At 66.3% G+C, this 25,046-nt stretch carries 22 protein-coding genes; 17 read left to right on the top strand and 5 right to left on the bottom strand.

The window, feature by feature from the left end:
- The first annotated feature begins 26 nt into the window (after positions 1–26).
- Positions 27–926 (top strand): LysR substrate-binding domain-containing protein, encoded by a 900-nt coding sequence (locus tag N5K27_RS13300; protein ID WP_132980156.1) that lies wholly within the window; start codon positions 27–29, stop codon positions 924–926.
- A 95-nt stretch (positions 927–1,021) separates the two neighbouring features.
- On the opposite strand, the gene N5K27_RS13295 is transcribed toward N5K27_RS13300, so the two are convergent.
- Positions 1,022–2,530: a CoA-acylating methylmalonate-semialdehyde dehydrogenase gene (locus N5K27_RS13295; RefSeq protein WP_132980155.1), complete on the bottom strand. Its 1,509-nt coding sequence runs from the start codon at positions 2,528–2,530 to the stop codon at positions 1,022–1,024.
- Positions 2,531–2,647: 117 nt separating this feature from the next.
- Here N5K27_RS13295 and N5K27_RS13290 point away from each other — a divergent pair, with 117 nt between their 5' ends.
- Positions 2,648–3,583 (top strand): LysR family transcriptional regulator, encoded by a 936-nt coding sequence (locus N5K27_RS13290; RefSeq protein ID WP_087840435.1) that lies wholly within the window; start codon positions 2,648–2,650, stop codon positions 3,581–3,583.
- 11 nt (positions 3,584–3,594) lie between these two features.
- Here the strand turns inward: N5K27_RS13290 and N5K27_RS13285 are convergent, their stop codons facing one another.
- Positions 3,595–4,062, bottom strand: coding sequence for a winged helix-turn-helix transcriptional regulator (locus tag N5K27_RS13285; protein ID WP_087840433.1), 468 nt, complete (start codon positions 4,060–4,062; stop codon positions 3,595–3,597).
- A 132-nt stretch (positions 4,063–4,194) separates the two neighbouring features.
- Between N5K27_RS13285 and N5K27_RS13280 the strand changes: the two genes are divergently transcribed.
- Together N5K27_RS13280 and alr are read left to right on the top strand one after the other, a co-directional pair.
- A complete protein-coding gene (locus tag N5K27_RS13280) occupies positions 4,195–5,499 on the top strand; it encodes a D-amino acid dehydrogenase (RefSeq protein ID WP_087840432.1) in 1,305 nt (434 codons plus the stop codon).
- The gene (gene alr, locus N5K27_RS13275; RefSeq protein ID WP_132980154.1) at positions 5,496–6,563 is read left to right on the top strand and encodes an alanine racemase; all 1,068 of its coding nucleotides are present in this window, start codon (positions 5,496–5,498) and stop codon (positions 6,561–6,563) included. Before N5K27_RS13280 ends, alr begins: the two co-directional genes overlap by 4 nt.
- A gap of 13 nt (positions 6,564–6,576) precedes the next feature.
- On the opposite strand, the gene N5K27_RS13270 is transcribed toward alr, so the two are convergent.
- Positions 6,577–7,413, bottom strand: coding sequence for an NAD-dependent protein deacetylase (locus N5K27_RS13270; RefSeq protein WP_087840429.1), 837 nt, complete (start codon positions 7,411–7,413; stop codon positions 6,577–6,579).
- 432 nt (positions 7,414–7,845) lie between these two features.
- On the opposite strand from N5K27_RS13270, the gene N5K27_RS13265 reads away from it, so the two are divergent.
- The 5 genes from N5K27_RS13265 to N5K27_RS13245 all read left to right on the top strand — a co-directional run bounded on the left by N5K27_RS13265 (position 7,846) and on the right by N5K27_RS13245 (position 13,064).
- On the top strand, positions 7,846–8,514 hold the full coding sequence (locus N5K27_RS13265; RefSeq protein ID WP_132980153.1) for a response regulator: 669 nt from the start codon (positions 7,846–7,848) through the stop codon (positions 8,512–8,514).
- 74 nt (positions 8,515–8,588) lie between these two features.
- Positions 8,589–9,962, top strand: a complete 1,374-nt coding sequence (locus tag N5K27_RS13260; RefSeq protein ID WP_243724607.1) for a sensor histidine kinase — start codon at positions 8,589–8,591, stop codon at positions 9,960–9,962.
- 119 nt (positions 9,963–10,081) lie between these two features.
- The gene (locus tag N5K27_RS13255; protein WP_087840425.1) at positions 10,082–11,077 is read left to right on the top strand and encodes a tripartite tricarboxylate transporter substrate binding protein; all 996 of its coding nucleotides are present in this window, start codon (positions 10,082–10,084) and stop codon (positions 11,075–11,077) included.
- A 17-nt stretch (positions 11,078–11,094) separates the two neighbouring features.
- Positions 11,095–11,532: a tripartite tricarboxylate transporter TctB family protein gene (locus tag N5K27_RS13250; protein ID WP_087840488.1), complete on the top strand. Its 438-nt coding sequence runs from the start codon at positions 11,095–11,097 to the stop codon at positions 11,530–11,532.
- Positions 11,529–13,064, top strand: a complete 1,536-nt coding sequence (locus N5K27_RS13245) for a tripartite tricarboxylate transporter permease (RefSeq protein ID WP_087840423.1) — start codon at positions 11,529–11,531, stop codon at positions 13,062–13,064. Before N5K27_RS13250 ends, N5K27_RS13245 begins: the two co-directional genes overlap by 4 nt.
- A gap of 38 nt (positions 13,065–13,102) precedes the next feature.
- Here the strand turns inward: N5K27_RS13245 and N5K27_RS13240 are convergent, their stop codons facing one another.
- Positions 13,103–14,269 (bottom strand): methionine aminotransferase, encoded by a 1,167-nt coding sequence (locus tag N5K27_RS13240; protein ID WP_132980152.1) that lies wholly within the window; start codon positions 14,267–14,269, stop codon positions 13,103–13,105.
- Between the two features lie 96 nt (positions 14,270–14,365).
- Between N5K27_RS13240 and N5K27_RS13235 the strand changes: the two genes are divergently transcribed.
- The gene (locus tag N5K27_RS13235) at positions 14,366–15,403 is read left to right on the top strand and encodes an AbrB family transcriptional regulator (protein ID WP_087840421.1); all 1,038 of its coding nucleotides are present in this window, start codon (positions 14,366–14,368) and stop codon (positions 15,401–15,403) included.
- 240 nt (positions 15,404–15,643) lie between these two features.
- A complete protein-coding gene (locus N5K27_RS13230) occupies positions 15,644–15,850 on the top strand; it encodes a cold-shock protein (protein ID WP_087840420.1) in 207 nt (68 codons plus the stop codon).
- A gap of 331 nt (positions 15,851–16,181) precedes the next feature.
- On the opposite strand, the gene N5K27_RS13225 is transcribed toward N5K27_RS13230, so the two are convergent.
- Entirely contained in the window at positions 16,182–17,168 is a 987-nt protein-coding gene (locus tag N5K27_RS13225; protein WP_087840416.1) for a D-2-hydroxyacid dehydrogenase family protein, read from the bottom strand.
- Positions 17,169–17,370: 202 nt separating this feature from the next.
- Between N5K27_RS13225 and N5K27_RS13220 the strand changes: the two genes are divergently transcribed.
- From N5K27_RS13220 to N5K27_RS13195, 6 genes are all read left to right on the top strand, one after another.
- On the top strand, positions 17,371–19,236 hold the full coding sequence (locus N5K27_RS13220) for a phosphoenolpyruvate carboxykinase (GTP) (protein ID WP_087840414.1): 1,866 nt from the start codon (positions 17,371–17,373) through the stop codon (positions 19,234–19,236).
- A gap of 225 nt (positions 19,237–19,461) precedes the next feature.
- The gene (locus tag N5K27_RS13215) at positions 19,462–19,932 is read left to right on the top strand and encodes a fasciclin domain-containing protein (protein ID WP_087840412.1); all 471 of its coding nucleotides are present in this window, start codon (positions 19,462–19,464) and stop codon (positions 19,930–19,932) included.
- A 177-nt stretch (positions 19,933–20,109) separates the two neighbouring features.
- A complete protein-coding gene (locus tag N5K27_RS13210) occupies positions 20,110–20,643 on the top strand; it encodes a MarR family transcriptional regulator (RefSeq protein ID WP_279816991.1) in 534 nt (177 codons plus the stop codon).
- Positions 20,644–21,298: 655 nt separating this feature from the next.
- A complete protein-coding gene (gene mnmG / locus N5K27_RS13205; protein ID WP_279816989.1) occupies positions 21,299–23,239 on the top strand; it encodes a tRNA uridine-5-carboxymethylaminomethyl(34) synthesis enzyme MnmG in 1,941 nt (646 codons plus the stop codon).
- A 184-nt stretch (positions 23,240–23,423) separates the two neighbouring features.
- Positions 23,424–24,110, top strand: coding sequence for a 16S rRNA (guanine(527)-N(7))-methyltransferase RsmG (rsmG, locus tag N5K27_RS13200; RefSeq protein WP_087840407.1), 687 nt, complete (start codon positions 23,424–23,426; stop codon positions 24,108–24,110).
- Between the two features lie 57 nt (positions 24,111–24,167).
- Complete coding sequence (locus N5K27_RS13195; protein ID WP_279816985.1) at positions 24,168–25,037, top strand: AAA family ATPase; 870 nt, start codon at positions 24,168–24,170, stop codon at positions 25,035–25,037.
- The last annotated feature ends 9 nt before the right edge of the window (positions 25,038–25,046 follow it).

Raw genomic sequence — 25,046 nt, 5'->3', positions numbered from 1 at the left:
CGGCGCAGCGACAGGAAGGCAAGACCATGAGCAATCTCGTCCGTAAACTCGACCTGACCTCGCTGCGCCTGTTCGTCGCCGTCTGCCAGGAACGCAACATCGCGCGCGCGGCCGAGCGCGAGGCCATCGCGCCTTCGGCCGTCAGCCGCCGCATCGCCGAGATCGAAGGCGTGATCGGGCAGCCGGTCATCCACCGCGAATCACGCGGCATTTCGGTCACCCCGATAGGCGAGGCCGTGTACCGCCACGCGCGCGAAGTGCTGGCCGATATCGAACGCATGGAAGCCGAGCTGTCCCAGTACGCCACCGGCGCCAAGGGCACGATACGCATCGTCGGCAACATGTCGTCCATCGTGCAGTTCCTGCCCGAGGACATCGCCGCCTTCAAGCGCGTGTTCCCCGACGTGGACATCCAGATCGACGAGCAGACCAGCAGCCAGGTGCTGCGCAGCCTGACCGAAAGCGATTTCGACCTGGGCTTCTCGAACAAGGTCCCGGGCATAGAGCGGCTCGAGCACCTGCCCTACCGCAGCGACCGCCTGGTGCTGGCCGTGCCGCGCCGCCATCGCCTGGCCAAGGCGCCCGTGGTGCGCCTGCGCGACTTCATGGACGAGAACATCGTCGGCATGGGGCAGGGGACGTCGCTCACGCAATTGCTGGTCAAGGAAGCCGGACATCTGGGCGCCACGCTGCACGTCAAGATCAGCGTCAGCAGCCTGGATGCCCTGTGCCGCATGGTCCACGTCGGCCTGGGCGTGGCGGTGGTGCCGCAGCACAGCGGCGAACTGTACGTGGGCACGCTGGACCTCGCGCTGATCCCCATCGACGAACCCTGGGCCGCGCGCGAACTCTTCGTGGTCTTCCGGCAGCGCGAGGGCCTCTCAGCCCCCGCCGCCGCATTAGTCAACTTCCTGATGAATAGGTAACCCCCCTACGCAGACCCAGGATGCGGTGGATCCGGCTTTGCCGGTCCACCCGCATCGCCCCCTGGGGGGCGCGCGAAGCGCGTAGGGGGGATCCTCTACTTGGCAATGGGCATGGCGAACTCCGCGCCCTTCTCGATGCTGCTCGGCCACCGCTGCATGATGCTCTTCTGCTTGGTGTAGAAGCGCACGCCTTCCTCGCCGTACGCATGCATGTCGCCGAACAGCGAACGCTTCCAGCCGCCGAAGCCGTGCCAGGCCATGGGCACCGGAATGGGCACGTTGATGCCCACCATGCCGACCTGGATGCGACGGCCGAATTCGCGCGCCACGTTGCCGTCGCTGGTGAAGCAGCTCACGCCGTTGCCGAATTCGTGCGCGTTGATCAGCTCGACCGCCGAGGCGAAGTCGGGCACGCGCACGCAGGACAGCACGGGGCCGAAGATTTCCTCGCGATAGATGCGCATCTCGGGTCTGACATGGTCGAACAGCGTGCCGCCCATCCAGAAGCCGCGCTCGCAACCCGCGCCTGCCGACGCCGGATCGAAGCGGCGGCCGTCCACCAGCAGCTTCGCGCCTTCTTCCACGCCCAGGCCGATGTAGTCGCTGATGCGGCGGTGCGCGCCGGCATGCACGATGGGGCCCATCTCGGCGTCGAGCTCCATGCCGTTCTTGACCTTCAGCGCATGCGCGCGCTCGACCAGGCGCGGCACGATGCGGTCGGCCACCTCGCCCACCAGCACCGCCACCGAGATGGCCATGCAGCGCTCGCCCGCCGAGCCGTAGCCCGCGCCGACCAGCGCGTCCACGGCCTGGTCCAGGTCGGCGTCGGGCATGACCACCATGTGGTTCTTCGCGCCGCCCAGCGCCTGCACGCGCTTGCCGTTGCGCGCGCCGGTCTCGTAGATGCTCTGCGCGATGGGTGTGGAGCCGACGAAGGACACCGCGGCCACGTCGGGGTGGGCCAGCAGGGCATCCACCGCTTCCTTGTCGCCCTGCACGACGTTGAACACGCCGTCCGGCAGGCCGGCTTCCTTGAGCAGCTCGGCCATCATCAGCGAAGGGGTGGGGTCGATGGGACTGGGCTTGAGCACGAAGCAGTTGCCCGCCGCGATGGCCACGGGGAACATCCACATCGGCACCATTACCGGGAAGTTGAACGGCGTGATGCCCGCCACCACGCCCAGCGGCTGGCGCAGGGTCCAGTTGTCCATGCCGGTGGAAACCTGGTCGGTGAACTGCGTCTTGAGCAGTTGCGGAATGCCGCAGGCGAACTCGACGATGTCGATGCCGCGCGCGACTTCGCCCTGCGCGTCGGTGAACACCTTGCCGTGCTCGGCGGTGATCGCGCGGGCCAGTTCGTCCTTGTGGCGGTTCAAGAGTTCGAGGAAGCGGAACATCACGCGCGCCCGGCGGATGGGCGGCACGTCCGCCCAGGCGGGGAAGGCGCGGCGGGCGCTGGCGACGGCGGCATCGACGTCGGTGGCGCCGGCCAGCGCCACCTGGCCGGAGACGGCGCCGGTGGCGGGATTGAAGACGTCGGCGACGCGCGATCCCTGCGAAGGCATCTTGCGGCCGTCCACCCAATGGACGATGGAAGCGGACATGGCGGTCATCCTGAGAAGAAGAGCAAGGCCTCCAGTCTAGGTCGGCCCGGTCGATTGGATAAGCCGGCCGAAGACGATTAAAGTGTTCAATAAATTGAACAATCTGAACGGAAAAACATGGCTGCCGATATCATCGGGCCCTGGGTGGCCGACATCCACCTGCTGACCGTGCTGGCCGAGACCCGCAGCTTCACCCAGGCGGCCCGGCGCCTGGGCCTGTCCAAGGCTTCGGTCAGCATGCGCATAGTCGCGCTGGAGCGCGCGGCCGGCGTGCCGCTGGTCCAGCGCACGACGCGCTCGGTCGTGCTGACCGACGCCGGCCGGGAACTGGTGGCCGACGCCGCGCCGGCGTTCGAGCGCATCGACGCCGGTTTCACGGCGGTAAAGGACCTGTCCGGCACGCCGCGCGGCACGGTGCGCGTCACCGCGCCGGTGGCGCTGGGCAGGCAACACGTCGCGCCGCGGCTGGCGGCGTTCTTCCGCGACTATCCCCAGGTGCGCATCCACCTCGACCTGACCGACCGCTTCGTCAACCTGGCGCAGGAAGGCTACGACCTGGCCATCCGCCACACGGCCGCCGCACCCGAAAGCTATGTCGCCTGGCCGCTGTGCGAGACACGCTCGCTGCTGGTCGCCAGCCCCGCCTATCTGCGACGGCGCGGGGCGCCCCGGCACCCGCGCGACCTGGCGGACCACGATTGCGTGCTGTACCTCGGGCCGGGCGCCGATACCTGGACCTTCGTCGCGGCCGACGATGCGCGGGGCGAGACGATGTCGGTGCCCGTGCAGGGCCCCTTGAAGGCCAACAACAGCGAGGTGCTGCGCGACGCGGTGCTGGACGGACTGGGCATCGGCCTCTTGCCCGATTTCAGCGCGGCACCCGCCATGCGCCGGCTCAGGCCGGTACTGCCGGGCTGGCGCGTGCAAGGCTTCTTCGGCAACCAGCTGTATGCGCTGCGCCCCTGGGCGCCGCGCGTGCCGCGCGCGGTGCAATGCTTCGTCGAATACCTGCGCGAGTCGCTGGCGCAGGGCTTTCCCTTGCCGGACCGGTAGAACCAGAATACCTAGCGGTCCATGGGCAGGGCCAGGCTTTCCTTGACCTCTTCCATCACCACGTAGCTGTGCGACTCGGCCGCCACCGGCAGCTTCTTCAGGATGTCCCCCAGCAGCCGGCGGTACTCGCGCATGCCGCCCAGGCGCGCCTTGACCAGATAGTCGAAATTGCCCGACACCAGATGGCACTCCAGCACGTCGGGCACGTGCAGCAATTCCATGCGGACCTTGTCGAAGATCTCGCCCGATTTCGAGGCCAGCTTGATTTCGACGAAGACCAGCAGCGACTTGCCCAGCGCGGTGGGCGACAGGTGCGCGTGATAGCCGGTGATGACCTTCTCGCGCTCCATGCGCCGTACCCGTTCCGAGCAGGGCGAGGCCGACAGGCCGACGCGATCGGCCAGCTCGGTCATGGAAATGCGGCCCTCGCGCTGGAGGATGTCGAGGATTTTCCTGTCGGTGCGATCGAGCTCGTGCATGTCACTTCGTCCCCCCGGTTTGGACGGGGACCTTCCGGTTGAATTCATTGTCCAAGAAGTGAATTTCAGTGAAATTCACTGGATTATCGTTCCTATACTAGCTGAATACATATACGACGCGAGGATTTTTCCATGAAGGTGCTCGTTCTCGGTGGCGGCGTGATCGGGGTCGCCAGTGCCTATTACCTGGCCCGCGCGGGACTGGAAGTCACCGTGCTGGATCGACAGGGCGGTCCCGCGCAGGAAACCAGCTACGCCAACGCCGGCCAGGTCTCGCCGGGCTACTCCACGCCCTGGGCCGCGCCGGGCATCCCGCTGAAGGCGATCAAGTGGATGTTCCAGCGGCATGCCCCGCTTGCCATCCGCCTGGACGGCAGCCTGTTCCAGCTACGCTGGATGGCGCAAATGCTGCGCAACTGCTCGGCCGAACGCTACGCGGTCAACAAGGAGCGCATGATGCGGGTGGCCGAGTACAGCCGCAGCTGCCTGCAACAGCTGCGCGCGGAAACCGGCATCCAGTACGAACAGCGCACCGGCGGCACGCTGCAGCTCTTTCGCACCCAGGCCCAGCTCGACGCCGCCGGCCGCGACATCGCGGTGCTGGAACAATGCGGCGTGCCGTTCGAGCTGCTGGGCCGGGACGAACTGGCCCGCGTCGAACCCGGCCTGGCCGTATCCGCCGGCAAGCTGGCGGGCGGCCTGCGCCTGCCCAAGGACGAGACCGGCGACTGCCATCTGTTCACGCGGGCGCTGGCCGACATCGCCCGCACGCTGGGCGTGGATTTCCGCTACGGGCAGGCGGTGGACGGGCTCGTGGTCGAGGGCGGCCGCATCGCCGGCGTGCGCGCGGGTGGCCGGATCCTGACGGCCGACCGCTACGTGCTGGCCCTGGGCAGCTACTCGCGCGGCATGCTCGAACCGCTGGGCCTGGACCTGCCGGTCTATCCGGTCAAGGGCTATTCGCTGACGGTGCCGCTGGTCGATCCTTCCCGTGCGCCGCAATCCACGGTGCTGGACGAGACCTACAAGATCGCCATCACCCGCTTCGACCATCGCATCCGTGTCGGGGGCATGGCCGAGCTGGGCGGCTACGACCTGCGCCTGGACCCGCGGCGGCGGGCCACGCTCGAGCACGTGGTGAACGACCTGTTCCCCGGCGGCGACCTGGCGCGGGCGACCTTCTGGACCGGGCTGCGTCCCATGACGCCCGACAGCACGCCCATCGTGGGCGCCACGCGCTACCCCAACCTGTACCTCAATACGGGACACGGCACGCTGGGCTGGACCATGGCCTGCGGATCGGGCCGCCTCATCGCCGACCAGCTGAGCGGCCGGCGGCCGGAGATTAGCCTGGACGGGCTGGCCATCGACCGCTACGCCGGCCGCGTCCGCGGCGCGCGCATCGCCCGGCAGCAACCGCTGGCGGCCCGGCCATGACTCGTCCCGCGCGCGCACGCATCGACCTGGATGCGCTGCGACACAACTACGCGCTGGCACGGCGCCTGCACGGGGGCCGGGCACTGGCGGTGCTCAAGGCCAATGCCTACGGCCACGGCGCCATCCCCTGCGCGCGGGCGCTGGCCGATATGGCCGACGGGTTCGCGGTGGCCTTCACCGATGAAGCCCTGGCGCTGCGGGCGGCGGGCATCATCCGGCCCATCCTGGTGCTGGAAGGCGCCTTCGATGCCGACGAACTCCGGCTGGCGAACCGGCATGGTCTCTGGATGGTGGTGCATCACGAGCATCAGGTACGCATGATCGAATATCAACCGGACCTGCGCGGCCTGCACGCATGGCTCAAGGCCGACACCGGCATGCGCCGGGCCGGTTTTTCGACGCAGGCCGAACTGGCCGATGCCCATGCGCGCCTGTCGGCCAGCGACAAGGTCGCGGACATCACCCTCATGACGCATCTGGCGCGCGCGGATGAACCGGACCAGACCGCCACCACCCGGCAGATCGCCGCCTTCAAGGCGCTGACGGGCGGGCTGCCCGGCGACCGCAGCCTGAGCAATTCCGCCGGCGTGCTGGGCTGGCCCGCGGCGCGCGGCGACTGGTCGCGGCCGGGCATCCTGCTGTACGGCGCCGATCCCATGCCCGGCGCCGGCCACGGACTGATCCCGGTCATGACGCTCGAGAGCCGCATTTTCGCGGTTCGCGGCGTGCAGCCGGGCGATGCCATCGGCTACGGCGGCCGCTACGTCGCGGACCGCCCCATGCGCGTGGGCCTGGTGGCCGTGGGCTATGCCGACGGCTACCCGCGATCGGCTCCATCCGGCACGCCGGTATCGGTCGATGGCCGGCCCAGCCGCCTGGTCGGCCGGATCTCCATGGACATGCTGACGGTGGACATCACCGACCTGGCCGGCGCCGGCGTGGGCAGCCGGGTCGAACTGTGGGGCAGGCAGGTGGACGTGAATGTCGTGGCCCGGGCGGCCGGCACCGTGGCCTACGAGCTGCTGTGCAACGTGAAACGGGTACCGCTGGACTACTCGGGCTGAGCCTGGCGCGGCCTCATGCCGCCGCCCGGTCCTCCAGCAGGAAGGCCAGCGCCTGGGCACAGGACTGCTCCACTTTCAGGGTCAGCAGGTCGTCGGCGCGCGTGCGCCCCAGGTTGACCGCGGCGACTGGCAGGCCGGCCTGCGCGCCGGCCCGCACGTAGCGGTAGCCGGAATGCACCATCAGCGACGAGCCCACCACCAGGATGGCGTCGGCCTCGTCCAGCGCGCGCAGCACCGTCGCCACGCGCGGCGCGGGCACCTGTTCGCCGAAGAAGACGACGTCCGGCTTCAGGATGCCGCCGCAGGCCGGGCAGGAGGGCACGGCGAAACGGGAGAAATCCACCGCCTCCAGGTCCGCGTCGCCATCGGGCGCATCGGCCGCATCCAGCGCGACCCAGGCGGGATTCACCGCTTCCAGGCGCTGCTGGAACACGGCGCGCGGTTCGCGGTGCGCGCAATGCATGCACCGGACCTCGTCCAGCCTGCCATGCAGGTCCACCACCTCGCGGCTGCCCGCCGCCTGATGCAGGCCATCCACATTCTGGGTGACCAGCAGCCGCACGCTTCCACCGGCCTCCAGCCGGGCCAGCGCGCGATGGGTGTCGTTGGGCCCGGCTTTCCCGAAGCGCCGCCACCCGATCATGCTGCGCGCCCAGTAGCGCGCCCGGGCCAGTCCGTCGCGCATGAATACCTGGAAGTCGATGGGCGGCGTGCGTTTCCATTGGCCATCGGCGTCGCGATAGTCCGGGATGCCCGAATCCGTGCTGCATCCGGCGCCGGTCAGGACGAACAGGCGTTCGTAGCGGCCCACGAACGCGGCCAGGGCGGAAGAAGAGGCGGATACATCCATAACGGCTCCAGGCAGGCGACCAGGATACCCGATGCGGCCATTCCAGGGCCTGTGGATAAGCTCTGGGAAGCGGGGTGTGCACACGATGTTGACCCTTTGTGGATAACTTCGCTTTCGCCGCCCGCCGAAAAACTTGTCCAATTTTCGGGTACACCCTGTGGACAAGCTTATCCACATGCCTAAAAATTAGGCAAGCCGTTGAATCGAAAAGGTTTTTTCGTACACGCGAAGTTATCCACAGGCTCCTATTACTTACTACGAATTGGATAGATAGTTTTGGGATAAAAGCTCAAACATCTTTTTTCCTACCGCGACGAGGGGCCGCAAGCGGCCCGGGGCGCCGCTGCGCGGACGCGGTTGACCCCAACAGGGCGAACACCTAGCATCCAGGCGTCTCATTCCTATAAGTAAGTACGGAGCACCCGATACGCCATGCGCATCCTGTTGGTCGAGGACGAACCCGAACTGGCCCGGTGGCTGTCAGGCACGCTGGCCAGACATGCCGGCTTCGTCGTGGAATGGGCCGACGATGGGGTGGTCGCCGAAAAGCGCCTGCAGGTAGAGGACTTCGACGCCGTCGTCCTGGACCTGGGACTGCCGGGCCTGGATGGCCGCACATTGCTGGCCAGGCTGCGCGCCCGCGACGACCGCACTCCCGTCCTGATATTGACTGCGCGTGATTCACTGACGGAACGCGTGACCACCCTGCATGAAGGCGCGGACGATTTCCTGCCCAAGCCCTTCAACGTGGCCGAACTGGAAGCCAGGCTGCTCGCGCTGATACGGCGCAGCCGGGGCAGGGAACACCCCCGCCTGTCCTGCGGACCGCTGGTTTTCGACCTGGCCGCCCAGAAGTTCCTGCTCGACAACCAGCCATTGGCCCTGTCGCCGCGGGAACATGCGGTGCTGCGGGCCCTGATCCAGCGCAGCGGCGAACCCATGACCAAGCAGCAGATCCTGGACCGGGTATTCGACGACGACCACGACGTCGGGCTGGATGCCATCGAAGTCATTGTCCACCGCCTGCGCAAGCGCCTGGGCGATACCGGCGTACACATCGTGACCTTGCGCGGACTGGGGTACAGCCTGGAGCCCGCGTGACGGCGCCTTCGTCCAAGGACGGCATCTCGCATGGCCCGGCGCGGCGCCCACGGCGGCGCAGCCTCAAGTCGACCCTGCTGTGGTGGCTGCTTCCCGTCCTGGCCGTGGTGGCAAGCGGTGGCCTGTGGCTGTCCGTCCGGTTGCTGGACGACCTGGCCAATGCGGCCTACGACCGTTCGCTGGCGGGAGCCCTGCGGGCCATAGACCTGAACATATCGACGGAAAGCGGCGGGTTGGCGGTGGAACTGCCCTACCGGCTGCTGCAATTCTTCGAGCTGACCGCCAGCGGCAACGTGTATTTCCGGGTGTCCACCGAGGACAACCTGACCGAGATCGGCAACCCGGCGCTTCCCATGCCCGAGCATCCGCTGGTATCGGGGCGGGCGGAATTCTTCAACGCCGAATATTTCGGCGAACCCGTGCGCGTGGGCGTGCTGGCGCGGCGGCTGGATCCGCCCCTGTACGGCGCCAAGGAACGCCAGCGGGTGGTCATCCAGGTCGCGGAAAGCATCGAATCGCGGGCAGGCTTCACGCGAACCGTGCTGATGCGCGCGATCGAGCGCGACACGCTGCAGATCCTGTTGAGTGCAATCCTGCTGACAGGCGGGGTGATCATCGCGTTGCGGCCGCTGGTGCGCCTGAGCGAGGAGATCGATGCGCGCGACCCGGACGACCTGCGGCCGGTGGACGACAGCCAGGTGCCGGCCGAAGTCCAGCCGCTGGTGTCCGCGATCAACCGGCACATCGCGCGGCACGATGCCCAGGCCCGCGCGCAGCGCCAGTTCCTGGACGATGCCTCGCACCAGTTGCGCACGCCGCTGACCGTGCTCAAGACCCAGGTGGATTTCGCGCTGCGCGAGACCGATCCGCAGGCGGTCCGCCAGGTCTTGCAGGCCATGCACGCCGGCGTGGACCGCTCCATACGCATGGCGAACCAGATGCTGGCGCTGGCCCGCGTACATGATGCTTCGCTGGCCGAGGGAGGGCTGCCTTTCGTGCAGACCGATCTGGCCGAACTGGCCGGGGAATGCGTGCGCAGCCTGTTGCCGGCCGCGCGCGCCAAGCGCCTGGACTACGGAATCGAGGCGCCCGGGGATGCTTTGTGGATGGCCGGTTCCCCGGTCCTGCTGCGCGAGGCCGTGCTCAATCTGCTGGACAACGCCATCCGCTACAGCCCGGAGGGGGGCATGGTGACCTTGACGCTGCTGCGCGAGCCAGGGCAGATCGTGCTGAAGGTGGAGGACAGCGGTCCGGGCATGCCGGTATCCGACATCGAGCGGGCCGGGGTGCGCTTCCGCCGGGGCGAGTCGGGCAAGGGCAAGCCCGGAGCCGGGCTGGGGCTGGCCATCGCGCAGCGGATCGCCGGCCTGCACAAGGGGCGGCTGGTATTGGAAAACCGGGAACCGGGTCCCGGCCTGCGTGCTGCCCTGATTTTCACCGGGGCCTGAATGCTGCTTCGCAGCACGAAAAGAGGGGGAATTGAAAGCCGGTTGAAAGCGACGCGTTCGTACAGTCGCCTCGGTGCGGCCCAGCCGCGACATCGACAACAACGACAAGGAGGTGACCGATGAAACCCACAGTCCGACTGCGGGCGGCGGCGTGTGCCGCGGCCATGGCATTGGCGGGACTGGCCGCGCAACCGGCCGCTGCCGCTCCCGAACGGCCCGAGTGCATCGCCCCGGCCAAGCCGGGGGGCGGTTTCGACCTGACCTGCAAGATCGCCCAGAGCGGCTTGCAGGAAGGCAAGTACCTGAACGCCGCGATGCGGTCCGTATACATGCCGGGCGGCATCGGCGCGGTGGCCTATAACACCATCATCGCCCAGCGGCCCGCCGAGGCCGGCACCATCGTGGCCTTCTCGGGAGGCTCGCTGCTGAACATCGCCCAGGGCAAGTTCGGGCGCTATACCGAATCCGACGTGCGCTGGGTGGCCGGCATCGGCACCGACTACGGCGCGGTCGTGGTGCGCAAGGACGCCCCCTGGAAGGATCTCAAGAGCCTGATGGCCGCCATCAAGGCCGATCCCACCAAGGTGGTGTTCGGCGCCGGCGGCACCATCGGCAGCCAGGACTGGATGAAGGCCGCGCTGACTGCGCGCGCCGCCGGCATCGACTACAAGACCATGCGCTTCGTGGCCTTCGAAGGCGGTGGCGAGACCCTGACCGCCTTGCAGGGTGGCCACGTGCAGGTGTATTCGGGCGATGCCGGCGAAGTCGCGTCCGTGCTGGATGCCGGCGTGCCCATCCGCATCCTGGCCGTGTTCTCGGAGCAGCGCCTGCCGGGCCGGCTGGCCGACGTGCCCACCGCCAAGGAGCAGGGCTTCGACATCCAGTGGCCCATCATCCGCGGTTTCTACGTGGGGCCGAAGGTCGCCGACGCCGACTACCAGTGGTGGGTGAGCACCTTCGACAAGATGATGGCCACGCCCGAATTCGCGAAGTTGCGCGAGGAACGCGGCCTGTTCCCCTTCAACAAGACCGGCAAGGACCTGGACGGCTACATCAAGCAGCAGGTTGCCGAGTACCGCAAGCTGGCCGACGAGTTCGGACTGGTGCGCAAATGAGCGGCGGCCGTGTCGTGTTGAACGACCGGCTGCTGGGAACGGCGGCGCTGGTGTTCGCCGCCGTGATGGTGTGGCAGGGCTACGGGCTCGAGGCGCCTTTCGCCTACGAGCCGGTGGGTCCGCGCGCCTTTCCCATGCTGCTGTCGCTGGTCATCGGCCTGTGCGGCCTGTGGCTGGCCGCCCGGGGTGGCAATCCGGTCGAACCGGTGGCGGCCGGCGTCAAGGGACGCGTCGTCGCCGTGTCGGTGGCGCTGGCCGCCTACGCCTTCCTGTTCCAGTGGCTGGGCATCGTCCTGGCCACCTTCCTCATGAGCCTGCCGGTGGGCCGCGCGTTCGGCGGATCGTGGCTCAAGACGGGCATCACCGGGCTGGCCCTGGGCGTGGCCGTGTTCCTGCTGTTCGACAAGGTGCTGGACGTGGTGCTGCCCACCGGCCTGCTGGGAGGCCTGCTGTGAACGATATCTTCGGCCACCTGGCCACCGGTTTCTCGGTCGCGCTGACGCCGCTCAACCTGCTCATCGCGGCCATCGGCTCCTTCATCGGCACCATCGTGGGCGTGCTGCCCGGCCTGGGGCCCATCAACGGCGTGGCCATCCTGATGCCGCTGGCCTTCGCGATGCAACTGCCGCCGGAAAGCTCGCTGATCCTGCTGGCTGCGGTCTATATCGGCTGCGAATACGGCGGGCGCATCAGTTCCATCCTGATCAACGTGCCGGGCGAGGCCTCGGCCATCATGACGGCGCTGGACGGCTACCCCATGGCCCGCCAGGGCAAGGCCGGCGTGGCCCTGTCGATCTCGGCCTGGAGCTCCTTCGTCGGATCGGCCGTGGCCACCATCGGCATCGCCATTGCGGCTCCGCTGCTGGCCCGGTGGGCGCTGGCCTTCGGGCCGGCGGAGTACTTCGCGCTGATGGTGTTCGCCTTCTGCTGCCTGGCCGGCCTGATGGGCGAGCAACCCGTCAAGGCGCTGCTGGCGGCAGCGGTGGGCCTGGCCCTGTCCACGGTGGGCATAGACGAGAACTCGGGCATCTATCGCTATACCTTCGATTCGCTGCACCTGAGCGACGGCATCCAGTTCGTGGTGGTGGTGATCGGCCTGTTCTCCGTCAGCGAGATGCTGTTGCTGCTGGAACAGTCGGTCACGGGCAACGTCGCGGTCAAGCCGACCGGGCGCACGCTGTTCAACATGCGGGAACTGGCGATGACCTGGTGGGGCACGGTGCGCGGCTCGCTGATCGGCTTCGTGGTGGGCGTGCTGCCGGGCGCGGGCGCCACCGTGGCCTCGGCCATGGCCTACTCGACCGAGAAGCGCCTGGTCGAGCAGTCCGATCCGGAAGGCGCGCATTTCGGCAAGGGCGACATCCGCGGCCTGGCATCGCCCGAGGCGGCCAACAACGCGTCGGCCACGGGTTCGTTCGTGCCCATGCTGACGCTGGGCGTGCCGGGATCGGGCACCACGGCGGTGATGATGGGCGTGCTGGCGCTCTACAACATCACGCCCGGGCCCGCGCTGTTCGAGCAGCGTCCCGAGATCGTCTGGGGCCTGATCGCGTCGCTGTTCATCGGCAACGTCATGCTGCTGGCGATGAACATCCCCATGGTGGGCGTGTTCGCGCGCATGCTGTCGGTGCCGACCTGGGCGCTGGTGCCGTTCATCGTGACCGTGAGCGCGATCGGCGTGTACTCGGTGCACGCGACCACCTTCGACCTCGTGATGATGGTGGCGCTGGGCGTGGTGGGCTATCTGCTGCGCAAGATGTCGGTGCCGATGGCCCCGCTCATACTGGGACTGGTGCTGGGCAACATGATGGAGCAGAACCTGCGCCGGGCGCTTTCCATCACCAACGGCGACACGGCCATCCTGTGGGAAAGCCCCGTCAGCATCGGCCTGTGGCTGTGCGCGGCGGCCGTGCTGGTCGTGCCGGTCACCATGCGCATGCTGGCGCGGCGCCGCGCGGGCGCAACCGAACCCGCCGCGTCGGCCTAGGCGGCCCGAGCATGCGGGCCTTGCGCCCGCATGCCGCTTCAGACCCGCTTGAGGCGCTCCAGCGCCGCGTCCAGCGTGCTGTCCTTCTTGGCGAAGCAGAAGCGCACCAGTTGCCGGTTCGAGGCCGGCGCGTCCGGATCGGCATGGAAGGCCGCGATGGGGATGACCGCCACGCCGTGCTCGGTGGTCAGCCAGCGCGCGAATTCGCTTTCGGGCGCGTCCGATATCGCGCTGTAGTCGGCCAGCAGGAAATAAGTGCCCGGGCAGGGCAGGGTGCGAAAGCGCGTCTGCTTCAGGCCCGCTTCCAGGCGATCGCGCTTGGCCTGGTAGAAGGCGGGCAGCTCGAGGTAATGCCGGGGGTCTTCCAGGAACGTGGACAGCGCGTACTGCATGGGGGTCGAGACCGCGAACACCATGAACTGGTGGATCTTGCGGAATTCCGCGGACAGGGCGGCGGGCGCGCAGCAATAGCCTATCTTCCAGCCGGTGGTGTGGAAGGTCTTGCCGAACGACGAGACCAGGAAGCTGCGGGCCGCCAGCGCCGGCCGGCGCGCGATGGACGCATGCCGGCGGCCGTCGAACACGATGTGCTCGTAGACCTCGTCCGAGATCAGCACGACGCCCGTGTCGGCCAGGATGCGCTCCAGCTCGTCCAGGTCGCTCTCGTCCAGCACGGCGCCGGTGGGGTTGTGCGGGAAATTGATCACGAGGGCGCGGGTGCGCGGCGTGATGGCGCGCCGGACCGCGTCCCAGTCAGGCCGGTAGCCGGGGACCTCGGGCGTGGGCGCGAGCAACTGCACCGCCACCGGTACGGCCCCCGCCAGGCGTATGGCCGGCACGTAGGAGTCGTAGTTGGGCTCCAGCACGATGACCTCGTCGCCCGCGCCGGCCACCGCCAGGATGGCGGTCATCAGGGCCTGGGTGGCACCGCTGGTGACGGTGATTTCCGTTTCGGGATCGTAGGCCGCGCCGTACAGCGCCCGCGTCTTGGCGGCGATGGCGGCGCGCAGCGCCGGGATTCCCGGCATGGGGGCGTACTGGTTGTGGCCCGCGGCCATGGCGGCGTCGACCTGCGCCAGCAGGCCCGCGTCGGGATCGAAATCGGGAAAGCCCTGGCCCAGGTTGATGGCGCGGGTTTCCGTTGCCAGCCGGCTCATGACCGTAAAGATGGTGACGCCGACGTCCGGCAGTTTGGAATTAATCATCAGCTTGCTTGGGCCTTGGATGTACCATTCGTCTTCATCGAAGCAGTCTACCTCCACGCGTCCATCGGCGGCCACGCCCGCCTTGCTTCCTTCCCCATGCCTGCCCGTCTACTGCTAGGTTTCGCCATCGCGCTTTGCGGCTCGCTGATAGCGGTCGCGCTTCACACTCCGCTGCCCTGGATGCTGGGCGCGCTGATCGCCACGGCGGCGACCAAGATCGCCGGAGTGCGGTCCCGGAGCCGCACCGAGCTGCGCTACGCCGGACAATGGGTGATAGGCGTGGGCCTGGGCCTGTATTTCACGCCCATGGTGGTCGACGAGATCGCGAGCAATCTGCTGCCGCTGCTGCTGGGAGCCGTATTCTCGGTCGCCGCGGGGTTGGCCGGCGCATGGTTCCTGCAGCGTGCCGGCGGCGTGGAATTCAGCACGGCCTATTTTTCTTCCACCATAGGCGGCGCGGCGGAAATGGCCAACCTGTCCGACCGCTACGGCGGCAAGGTGGCGCTGGTCGCGTCGGCGCACAGCCTGCGCATCCTGCTGGTCGTCGTCCTGGTGCCGCTGGCTTTCCGCATGTCGGGCGTGACCGGCAGCGGTCTGTTCGCGCCCGCCATGACCGCGGTGGATCCCGCCGGACTGGCGGCGATGTTCGCGCTGGGCGCCGGCGGTGCGCTGCTGGCCCAGCGGCTTCACGTACCCAATGCCTGGGTGCTGGGACCCATGGCGGTCACCATCCTGCTGACGGCCAACGACATGGCCCTGTCGGCAATGCCCACGTTCATGCTGAACGCCGCGCAACTGCTCATAGGGTGGTCGCTGGGCGACCGCTATACCCCCGATTTCTTCCGTACCGCCCCGCGCTTCATGGGATTGATCCTGGCCTATACCCTGGTCGTGATCGTGCTTTCGGTAGGCCTGAGCCTGCTCCTGGCCCCACCCAGCGGCATCGCGCTGCCCACCCTGATTCTCGGGCTGGCGCCCGGCGGCATCGCCGAGATGTGCATCACCGCCAAGGTGCTGCAATTGGGGGTGCCGCTGGTGACGGCATTCCAGGTGTTCCGGCTGGCCTTCGTGCTGCTGATCACGCCGCCGCTCTACCGTGGTTTGCTCATGCGTTTTCCGGCGTTGCGCGACTGATTTCGGCGTCCGTTCCCGGGCCGTTCGAGCCTGTTGCGTGGCGTGTACATCGCATTTGCGATATGCCTGCTAAATGTTATTGATTCGCAAAGTACACGCGGGTATGCTGCCATTCGCAGTTGAATTCAAGCAGCACGCAAGTCCCGTCTGCCATTTGCGGATGTCCGCCATTACCGCATATCAGTTCGTGTCGGCGTTCTTGGTTCCATTGCATTGTTTATTGATTAGAGGACGCCGAACATGGCACAGAAGGGCAAGGTCAAATGGTTTAACGCGGACAAGGGTTTCGGCTTCATCACGCCGGATGCCGGTGGTCCCGATGTGTTCGCTCACTTTTCCGCCATCGTCGGCCGCGGCTACCGCAGCCTGGCCGAAGGGCAGGAAGTCGAGTACGAAGTCAAGGACGGCCCCAAGGGTCCCCAGGCTTCCGACATCAAGCCGCTGTAATCAGCCGCTCATGCGCGGGGCGGCCGCGCCGCCCCGCTTACCCATCCCGCTCCCCAGCGGGGTGGGCTTATTTTTTCTAAAGTATTTGATCCCCCCTACGCCCTTCGGGCGCCCCCCAGGGGGCGATGCGGGTGGACCGGCGGAGCCGGATCCACCGCATCCTGGGTCTGGTCGGGTTGTCTCGGTGCGGAGCACCGCATGCTTGCTTTGATCCAGGGCGCCGCGGATCCGGCTTTGCCGGTCCGCCAGCGCCGCCCCCTTGAGGGGGCCCGCGCAAGCGGGTAGGGGGTGGGCTTTCCTGGCCCGCGCAAGCGGGCAGGGGTGGGCTTTCCTACGGGGTGACCAGATTAGCGGGTTTCCCCGCCGCCCAAGCCAATATGTTCTCGAACGCAACCTTGAAATACAGGTTGTAGCTGTTGATCTCCACGAAACCGATATGCGGCGTGCAGATGACGTTCTCCATCCGTAGCAGCGGATGTCCCTGCAGGATGGGTTCGCTTTCGAAGACGTCGATGGCTGCCAGCCCCGGCCGGCCCCGGTTCAGGGCCAGGACCAGCGCGTCGGGTTCCACCAGCTCCGCCCGCGAGGTGTTCACGAACAGCGCCTCGGGCCCCATGCGCTGCAGGTCGGCCAGCGTGACGATGCCGCGGGTTTCCTCGCTCAGTTTCAGCAGCATGCACAGCACGTCGCTGCCTTCGAACAGCGCTTCCTTGCTGTCCGCCGTTTCCAGGCCATCGGCCCGCGCCCGCTCCAGGGTCGATTCCCGGCCCCATACCGTGACCTTCATGCCGAAGGCCTTGCCGTAGCCGGCGACGATCTTGCCGATCTTGCCGTAGCCGAACAGGCCCAATCGGCCTCCGTGCAAGGTCCGGCCCAGGCCGAAATTGGCCGGCATCGACGACGCTTTCATGCCGGATTGCTGCCAAGCCCCATGCTTGAGGTTTGCCGCATATTGAGGAATTCGCCTCATCGCGCTCATAATGAGCGCCCACGTCAGTTCTGCCGGTGCGACAGGCGAGCCGATTCCCTGGGCGACGGCGATCCCGCGCTCGGCGCAGGCTTCCACGTCGATGTGCGACCCGACGCGCCCCGTCTGGGAAATCAGCTTCAACTGAGGCAGTTTGTCCAGCAGGGCACGGGTGATGGGCGTACGTTCACGGATCAATACCAGTGTTTCCGTGTCGCGCAGCCGGACGGCCAATTGGCCCAGCCCCTTGACCGTGTTGTTGTAGACCTTGACTTCGTGGCCATCGAGCAGACTGAAGCAGTCCAGCTTGCGTACCGCGTCTTGATAGTCGTCCAGAATCGTTATGCGCATGGGCTTTCCTTCGATCAGTCGCGATGGTAGTCCAATTGGTCTTGTGAGCGATAGCTGCCAACGGTAACGGACCCTTTCTTCCTGGAAACTTTTGGTGGAAAGGGGTGGGGTATATTAAGTTAAAGTCCAGCCGGGCCAATCGATGCCCGGCTCATTATTTACATCATGATCAGGCGCCCCAGCGTCGAGGAGAATGTCACCAATGAACGCCGTGCCCAAAACATCGGTTCCCAAACAACTTTCGGCGGTGGATGCTCCTGACTGGGTACGTCACGAACGATTGAAGGCCTGGGTGGCCGAAGTCGCGGCGCTGGCGCAGCCCGATCGCATCGAATGGTGCGACGGTTCGCAGGAAGAATACGACCGCCTGTGCGAACAGATGGTCCAGGCCGGCACGCTGCGCCGCTTGAACCCCGCCAAGCGTCCCAATTCCTATCTGGCCTGGTCCGATCCGTCCGACGTCGCCCGTGTCGAAGACCGCACCTTCATCTGTTCCGAGCGCAAGGAAGATGCCGGTCCCACCAACAACTGGGTGGATCCGGCGGAAATGCGCGCCACGCTGGACGGGCTGTTCGCCGGCTCCATGCGCGGCCGCACCATGTACGTCATTCCGTTCTCGATGGGGCCGCTGGGCTCGCCCATCGCGCAGATCGGCGTCGAACTGTCCGACTCGCCCTACGTCGTGGCCAACATGCGCATCATGACCCGCATGGGCCGCAAGGTCTATGACGTGCTGGGCACCGACGGCGTGTTCGTGCCCTGCGTCCATACCGTGGGCAAGCCGCTTGCCCAGGGCGAGGCCGACGTGGCCTGGCCCTGCAACGAAACCAAGTACATCGTGCACTATCCCGAGACCCGCGAGATCTGGTCCTTCGGTTCGGGCTACGGCGGCAACGCGCTGCTGGGCAAGAAGTGCCTGGCACTGCGCATCGCCTCCAAGATGGGGCGCGACCAGGGCTGGCTGGCCGAGCACATGCTCATCCTGGGCGTCACCTCGCCCGAGGGCAAGAAGATGCACGTCGGCGCGGCCTTCCCCTCGGCCTGCGGCAAGACCAACTTCGCGATGCTGATCCCCCCGGCGTCGCTGCCGGGCTGGAAGGTCACCACCATCGGCGACGACATCGCCTGGATCAAGCCCGGTCCCGATGGCAAGCTGCGCGCCATCAACCCCGAAGCCGGCTACTTCGGCGTCGCGCCGGGCACGAACGAGAAGACCAACTTCAACTGCATGGCGACGCTGCGCGAGAACGTCATCTTCACCAATGTCGCGCTGACCGACGACGGCGACATCTGGTGGGAAGGCATGAGCGAGCCGCCTGCCCACTGCATCGACTGGCAGGGCCAGGACTGGACCCCGGAGATCGGCAAGACCACGGGCCGCAAGGCGGCGCATCCGAATGCCCGCTTCACCGTCGCCGCCGACCAGAACCCGGCCATCGACTCCGAGTGGGACAACCCCGCAGGCGTGACCATCGACGCCTTCGTGTTCGGCGGCCGCCGCTCCACCACGGTGCCGCTGGTGACCGAGGCCCGCAACTGGGTCGAAGGCGTGTACATGGCCGCCACCATGGGTTCGGAAACCACCGCCGCCGCCACCGGCAAGCAGGGCGTGGTGCGCCGCGACCCCTTCGCCATGCTGCCGTTCTGCGGCTACAACATGAGCGATTACTTCAGCCACTGGCTGCAGCTGGGTGCCAAGCTCGAATCGGCCGGCGTACGCCTGCCTGCCATCTTCTGCGTCAACTGGTTCCGTACGGACGAGAACGGCAAATTCGTCTGGCCCGGCTTCGGCGAGAACATGCGCGTGCTGAAGTGGATGCTCGAGCGCATCGATGGCAAGGCACAGGGCGTGGACCACGTGTTCGGCGTGACGCCTTCCTACGGCGATCTGACCTGGGACGGCCTGAACTTCACCCGCGAACAGTTCGATCGCATCACCGCCATCGACACGCAAGCGTGGAAGGAGGAATTGCGCCTGCATGATGAATTGTTCGAACTGCTCAAGCATGGGCTGCCGAACGAACTGGTGGAAGTCAAGGAGCGCCTGAGCAAGCGCCTGCAAGGCTGATCCGGCGCTTGCCGCGTGGCGCGCGAGCGCCCCGGCCGGCGATGAAAATGGCCCCCACGCTTGCCGCTACGCGGAAGCGTGGGGGCCATTTTTCATGATCTTTCCGCTTCCTGTTGCGGTCCCTTGCGAAGCGACGGCCCTGGTTACAGCGCGGCGGGGGATCATCGAAAACGGCTCGTAGACCGGCCATGTCCCAAGGAGAAACTCGTCGCTCGGGAGAAGCGCATGCCTATCAGGTACACCCTTAGATTGATCGCCATGGCCTTGGCCCTGGGCTTGATGAGCCCGGCGGGTGCCTTGGCGCGCAACATCATCGATACGGCCCAGACGGCCGGGATGTTCAGTTCGTGGATCAACGCGGTACGCGAGGCGGGATTGGAGCAGACCTTGAAAGGGCAGCCCTATACCGTGTTCGCGCCGTCCGACGAAGCCTTTGCCAAGCTGCCCTCCGCGCAGCGCGAGGCGTTGCGGAACAAGGATACGCTGGTGCAAATGGTCAAGCTGCACATGGTGGCCGGCAAGGTCCGCCTGAAGGATGCCAAGGAAGGCACGCAGATCAAGACCGAAGGCGGCAAGACCTTGACGGTCCATCGCAAGGATCGCCGCCTGCTGTTGTCGGACGCGGAGGTGCTGGAGCCGGACGTCGAGGTCGACAACGGCTATATCAATGTGCTGGATGCCGTCTTGCTTCCCTGATTCCGTGTAGTGGCCGTTGGCCGGATTCGTCGTGCTATTAAGATACATGATTGAATCTTGTAAATGATTGCATATCGTGGCAAATAGCATGACTTGTCTTGTATTTGTGCATGGATAGTCCTTGCGAGGATAATGGCGCCTCTTCCATAACAAGCGCCTTGCCGCAGGCTTCCACCCATGACTATCCAGCCCTCGCCCGAGGAAGAAGAAGCCGCCGCTTCCGTCGACGACATGGAGATTCACCGGCAGGACGGCCTGCTCGCGCCCAAGGTCGCTGCGCTCAGCAAGTCGCTGGCGCGCGCCTCCCAGGTGCAGGCTCGCATGCAGTTCGGGTTTTCTCAGGTGGAGTGGCAGGTGGTTACGCTGCTTGCCACGACCCAGCCTGCCTCGATACGCAAGCTGGCCTACATCGCCATGGTCGATGCGGCACAGATCAGCCGGGCCATCGGGGTCCTGACCCGTCAGGGGCTGATTGAAAGGGGAGTCTCTGAACGGGATAGCCGGCAGGCCGAACTGAGGCTGAGCCCGCGGGGAATGGAGGTGGCCGTGACCTTGCGGCGCCTGGCTCGCCAGCGCAATGATCGGCTCTTGAGTGGGTACTCGCCCGAGCGGATAGCGGGTTTGTTCGAGATGCTGGATGTGTTGATCGCTCGGGCCATGCGTGAAGAGACGGACAGCGGCGACGGCACCGGCACCGGCAGGGAAGAATGAGAGGAAGGATTCACGTGGTGTACTGCCGCCGGAAAAGAAGTCCCAATCGCTAGCGGCATTGGGTCAGCATCGCTGCGATTCCCTCAGTTTTGCCCTGTCACGTATTGCCTCCTTGTAGCCATGACAGCACGCGTGGCTAGATCCGCATAGGACTTTTCCCGAGGAGGGTAGGGAGATACATCGGTATCGGCCTGGGATTGGAGAAACATCGACAGCCGGGCAGCCTGCAATATCGGCGCGGTCGCAGGCAACGACCTACCCGTACCACTGCTGTTTTCCGCCGGCGCCGTATTCCCCCGAGCCAAAGAATGCACAAGCAACCGCTGCAATGTTTCACGTGGAACATCGGCACGCTGCTCGGGTGGGTTCACACCCAATCCGTCGAGCTGTTCATCGCGAGCATCCCGCTCGCCATAACTTCACATCAGTTGCCACGCCGCGCTGCCACAATGTACGTCATGAACGGCTTGCCTCGTAGCCAGTGTTTCACGTGAAACACTATGGAGCGGCTTGTCCAGGGTAATGCTCGCGTTGGCAGGGCGGGAATCCTATAATCCCAAGTTACCGTGGCGTTTTCTCTCCAGACCCGGACATCTCCCTGGCCACGAAGGCTGCCAGGTCGCCAGGCCAAGCTTGGCTTTTTGCGGATCCCACCATGCTGTATCCAACCGAATTTGATGTAATTGTTGTAGGCGGCGGCCATGCCGGTACGGAGGCCGCCTTGGCGGCCGCCCGCGCTGGCTGCAAGACGCTGCTGCTCACGCATAACATCGAGACCCTGGGGCAGATGTCCTGCAACCCCTCCATAGGCGGGATAGGCAAGGGCCATCTGGTAAAGGAAGTCGATGCGCTGGGCGGGGCCATGGCCCTGGCTACCGACGAAGCAGGGATCCAATTCCGCATCCTGAATGCGTCCAAAGGGCCTGCGGTGCGGGCCACGCGGGCCCAGGCGGACCGTGTGCTCTACCGTAAAGCCATCCGCCATCGCCTGGAAAATCAGCCCAATCTCTGGCTGTTTCAGCAGGCAGTCGATGACTTGATGCTGGAAGGGGATAAGGTAGTTGGCGCGGTCACCCAGATCGGCCTGCGCTTCCGTGCGCGGGCGGTGGTGTTGACCGCTGGCACCTTCCTGAATGGGTTGGTTCACGTGGGACTGCAAAACTACTCGGCAGGCCGGGCGGGTGATCCGCCCGCCATTTCGCTGGGCAACCGCCTGCAGGAACTCAAGCTGGGACAAGGCCGCCTGAAGACCGGTACGCCGCCCCGTATCGACGGCCGTTCCATCGACTTCAGCGTGCTGGAGGAGCAGCCCGGCGACCTGGATCCGGTACCGGTGTTCTCCTATCTGGGCGATGCCTCCATGCATCCGCGCCAACTGCCGTGCTGGATCACGCACACGAATGCGCGCACGCACGAGATCATTCGCGGCGGCCTGGACCGTTCGCCCATGTACACAGGCGTTATCGAAGGGGTGGGGCCGCGCTATTGCCCGTCGATCGAAGACAAGATCCACCGCTTCGCCGACAAGGCCTCGCACCAGGTTTTCCTGGAACCGGAAGGGCTGACGACCCACGAGTTCTACCCGAACGGGGTGTCGACCAGCCTGCCTTTCGATGTGCAGCTGGACCTGATCCATTCGCTGCCCGGGCTGGAAAATGCCCATATCCTGCGGCCCGGCTACGCCATCGAGTATGACTATTTCGATCCACGTGGACTGAAAACGTCGCTGGAGACCCGCGCCATATCGGGGCTGTTCTTCGCCGGACAGATCAACGGCACGACAGGCTACGAGGAAGCAGCCGCGCAAGGACTGCTGGCGGGCATCAATGCCGCCCTGAAGGTGAAGGGCGAGGAAGCCTGGGTGCCGCGCCGCGACCAGGCCTACTTGGGCGTGCTGGCCGACGACCTGGTGACGCGCGGGGTGACCGAGCCCTATCGTATGTTTACGTCGCGAGCCGAGTATCGCCTGAGCCTGCGCGAGGACAACGCCGATTGGCGCCTGACGGAAACCGGCCGCCGGCTCGGACTGGTGGACGATGTGCGGTGGGATGCTTTCAACCGCAAGCGGGACGCGGTGGCGAGCGAGGTCGAGCGCCTGCGTTCCACGTGGATCAATCCCCGGATTTTCCCGGCCCACGCGGCCGAGCCGCTATTGGGCAAGGCGATCGAGCGTGAGTACACACTATTCGACTTGCTCAAGCGCCCCAACGTTTCCTATGATGCGCTTATGCAAGCGAAGAACGCGGACGAGGAATTGCTGGCGGGTCCGGGCGTAACCGACCAGATCGTTGCCGAACAGGTCGAGATCCAGGTCAAATACGCGGGCTACATCGCGCGCCAGCAGAACGAGATCGACAAGCAGGCCGGGCACGAGAACCAGCGTATACCCGACGACATCGACTACGACTCGGTACGCAGCCTGTCCTTCGAAGTCCGCCAGAAGCTCAAGACTCATCGGCCGCAAACCATCGGCCAGGCTGCCCGTATCTCGGGCATTACGCCTGCCGCCATCTCGCTCCTGCTGATACACCTGAAGCGCCGGCAATACGGACGGCTGGATGCCGATTCCGCCGCCGACGCCAACCGGGCGGCATGAGCGTGTCCCACGGCCATTCGACAACCATACGCCTTCTCCTGGGAGAAAAGCCGCGCCACGACGAGACGGGAGGCTCGTCGGCATCGATGCGCGGCTTGCGGGGAAGCGCGTCCGCTTCCCCGGCAAGGGGAGCTCCCGGCCGCCGGAGGGTCGTCCCATGAACATGTCCCGGAAACCGATCCCGATGCAGGAACCTTTCAATGGCGCGGTATTCGCCGCCCAGCTCGAGTCGGACTGCGCGGCGTTGCGCCTGCCGCTCGATCACGCGCGCATCGACCTGCTGCTGAACTACCTGGCGCAGATGCTGCGCTGGAATCGCACCTACAACCTCACGGCCATACGAGAGCCGGAGCAGATGCTTTTGCATCACATCACGGACAGCCTGGCGGTGGTGCCGGAGCTGGCCCAGCGGCTTGCGGGCCAGCCGGCCAGCATCCTGGATGTGGGCTCGGGCGGAGGATTGCCCGGCGTGGTCCTGGCCATCTGCCGTCCGGAGTGGCAGGTGCGCTGCGTGGACGCGGTGGAAAAGAAGACCGCGTTCATCAAGCACGTGGCCGGGGTGCTGCGGCTGTCCAACCTGGAGGCGACGCACGCCCGGGTCGAGGAGCTGGAACCCGCCGAGTGCGACATCGTCGTCTCGCGCGCGTTCGCGTCGCTGCACGATTTCGCCGCGCTGGCCGGGCGCCACGTCAAGCCTGGAGGACGGTTGGCCGCCATGAAGGGCCATCCGCCCGAAGACGAGATGCAGGCGCTGAAGGACCAGGGAGCATGGCAGGTGGAAGGCGTCACGACGCTTTATGTGCCAAGATTGTCCGCCCGCCGCTGCCTGGTCTGGATGGACCGCGTCGAGGGCGGGGCAAACGAGGGTTAGCAGAACGCGGCGCCGGCCACCGGCGCGTCAGATTCACCCATAATCAGGTTGTATTCGATGTCTTCCAATTCCAGCATGGTCAACGAGGCGGCACCGTCCGGAGAAGAAGCCGGCGAGCTGGAGGCGATCAGCGGCGCCGAGCCGCTGGCCGCCAAGCGCACCGCCCGCATCTTCTGCATCGCGAACCAGAAGGGCGGGGTCGGCAAGACCACCACCGCGGTCAATCTGGCGGCGGCCCTGGTGGCCCAGGAGCAGCGCGTGCTGCTGGTCGATCTCGATCCGCAGGGCAACGCCACCATGGGCAGCGGCATCGACAAGCGCGAGCTGCAGGCCACGCTCTACGAGGTCCTGATCGGCGAAGCCAGCATCGCCGAGGCCGCGAAGGCATCCGAGAGCGGCTATGACGTCCTGCCCTCCAACCGCGAACTGGCGGGCGCCGAGATCGACCTGGTGGAGCTCGAAGAGCGCGAGCGGCAGCTCAAGCATGCCATCGCCGCCGTGGCCGACCGCTATGACTTCGTGCTGATCGACTGCCCGCCCACCTTGTCGCTGCTGACGCTCAACGGCCTGGCCGCCGCGCATGGCGTGATCATTCCCATGCAGTGCGAGTACTTCGCGCTGGAAGGGCTGTCGGATCTCGTCAACACCATCAAACGGGTCCACGCCAACCTGAATCCCGACCTGCGCGTGATCGGCCTCCTGCGCGTGATGTTCGATCCGCGCGTGACCTTGCAGCAGCAGGTGTCGGCGCAGCTCGAGAGCCACTTCGGCGACAAGGTATTCAAGAGCATCATCCCGCGCAACGTCAGGCTGGCCGAGGCGCCCAGCTATGGCCTGCCGGGCGTGGTGTTCGACCCCGCGTCCAAGGGGGCGCAGGCCTACGTGGCCTTCGGGGCGGAAATGATAGAGCGTATGAAGACGCTATAGCTTTGGGGA

The sequence above is a fragment of the Pigmentiphaga sp. GD03639 genome, from assembly GCF_029845405.1.
GTDB classification, from domain to species: domain Bacteria; phylum Pseudomonadota; class Gammaproteobacteria; order Burkholderiales; family Burkholderiaceae_B; genus Pigmentiphaga; species Pigmentiphaga daeguensis.
The sequence above is the reverse complement of the archived record's forward strand: the minus strand, read 5'-3'. Positions and strand labels throughout refer to the sequence as shown.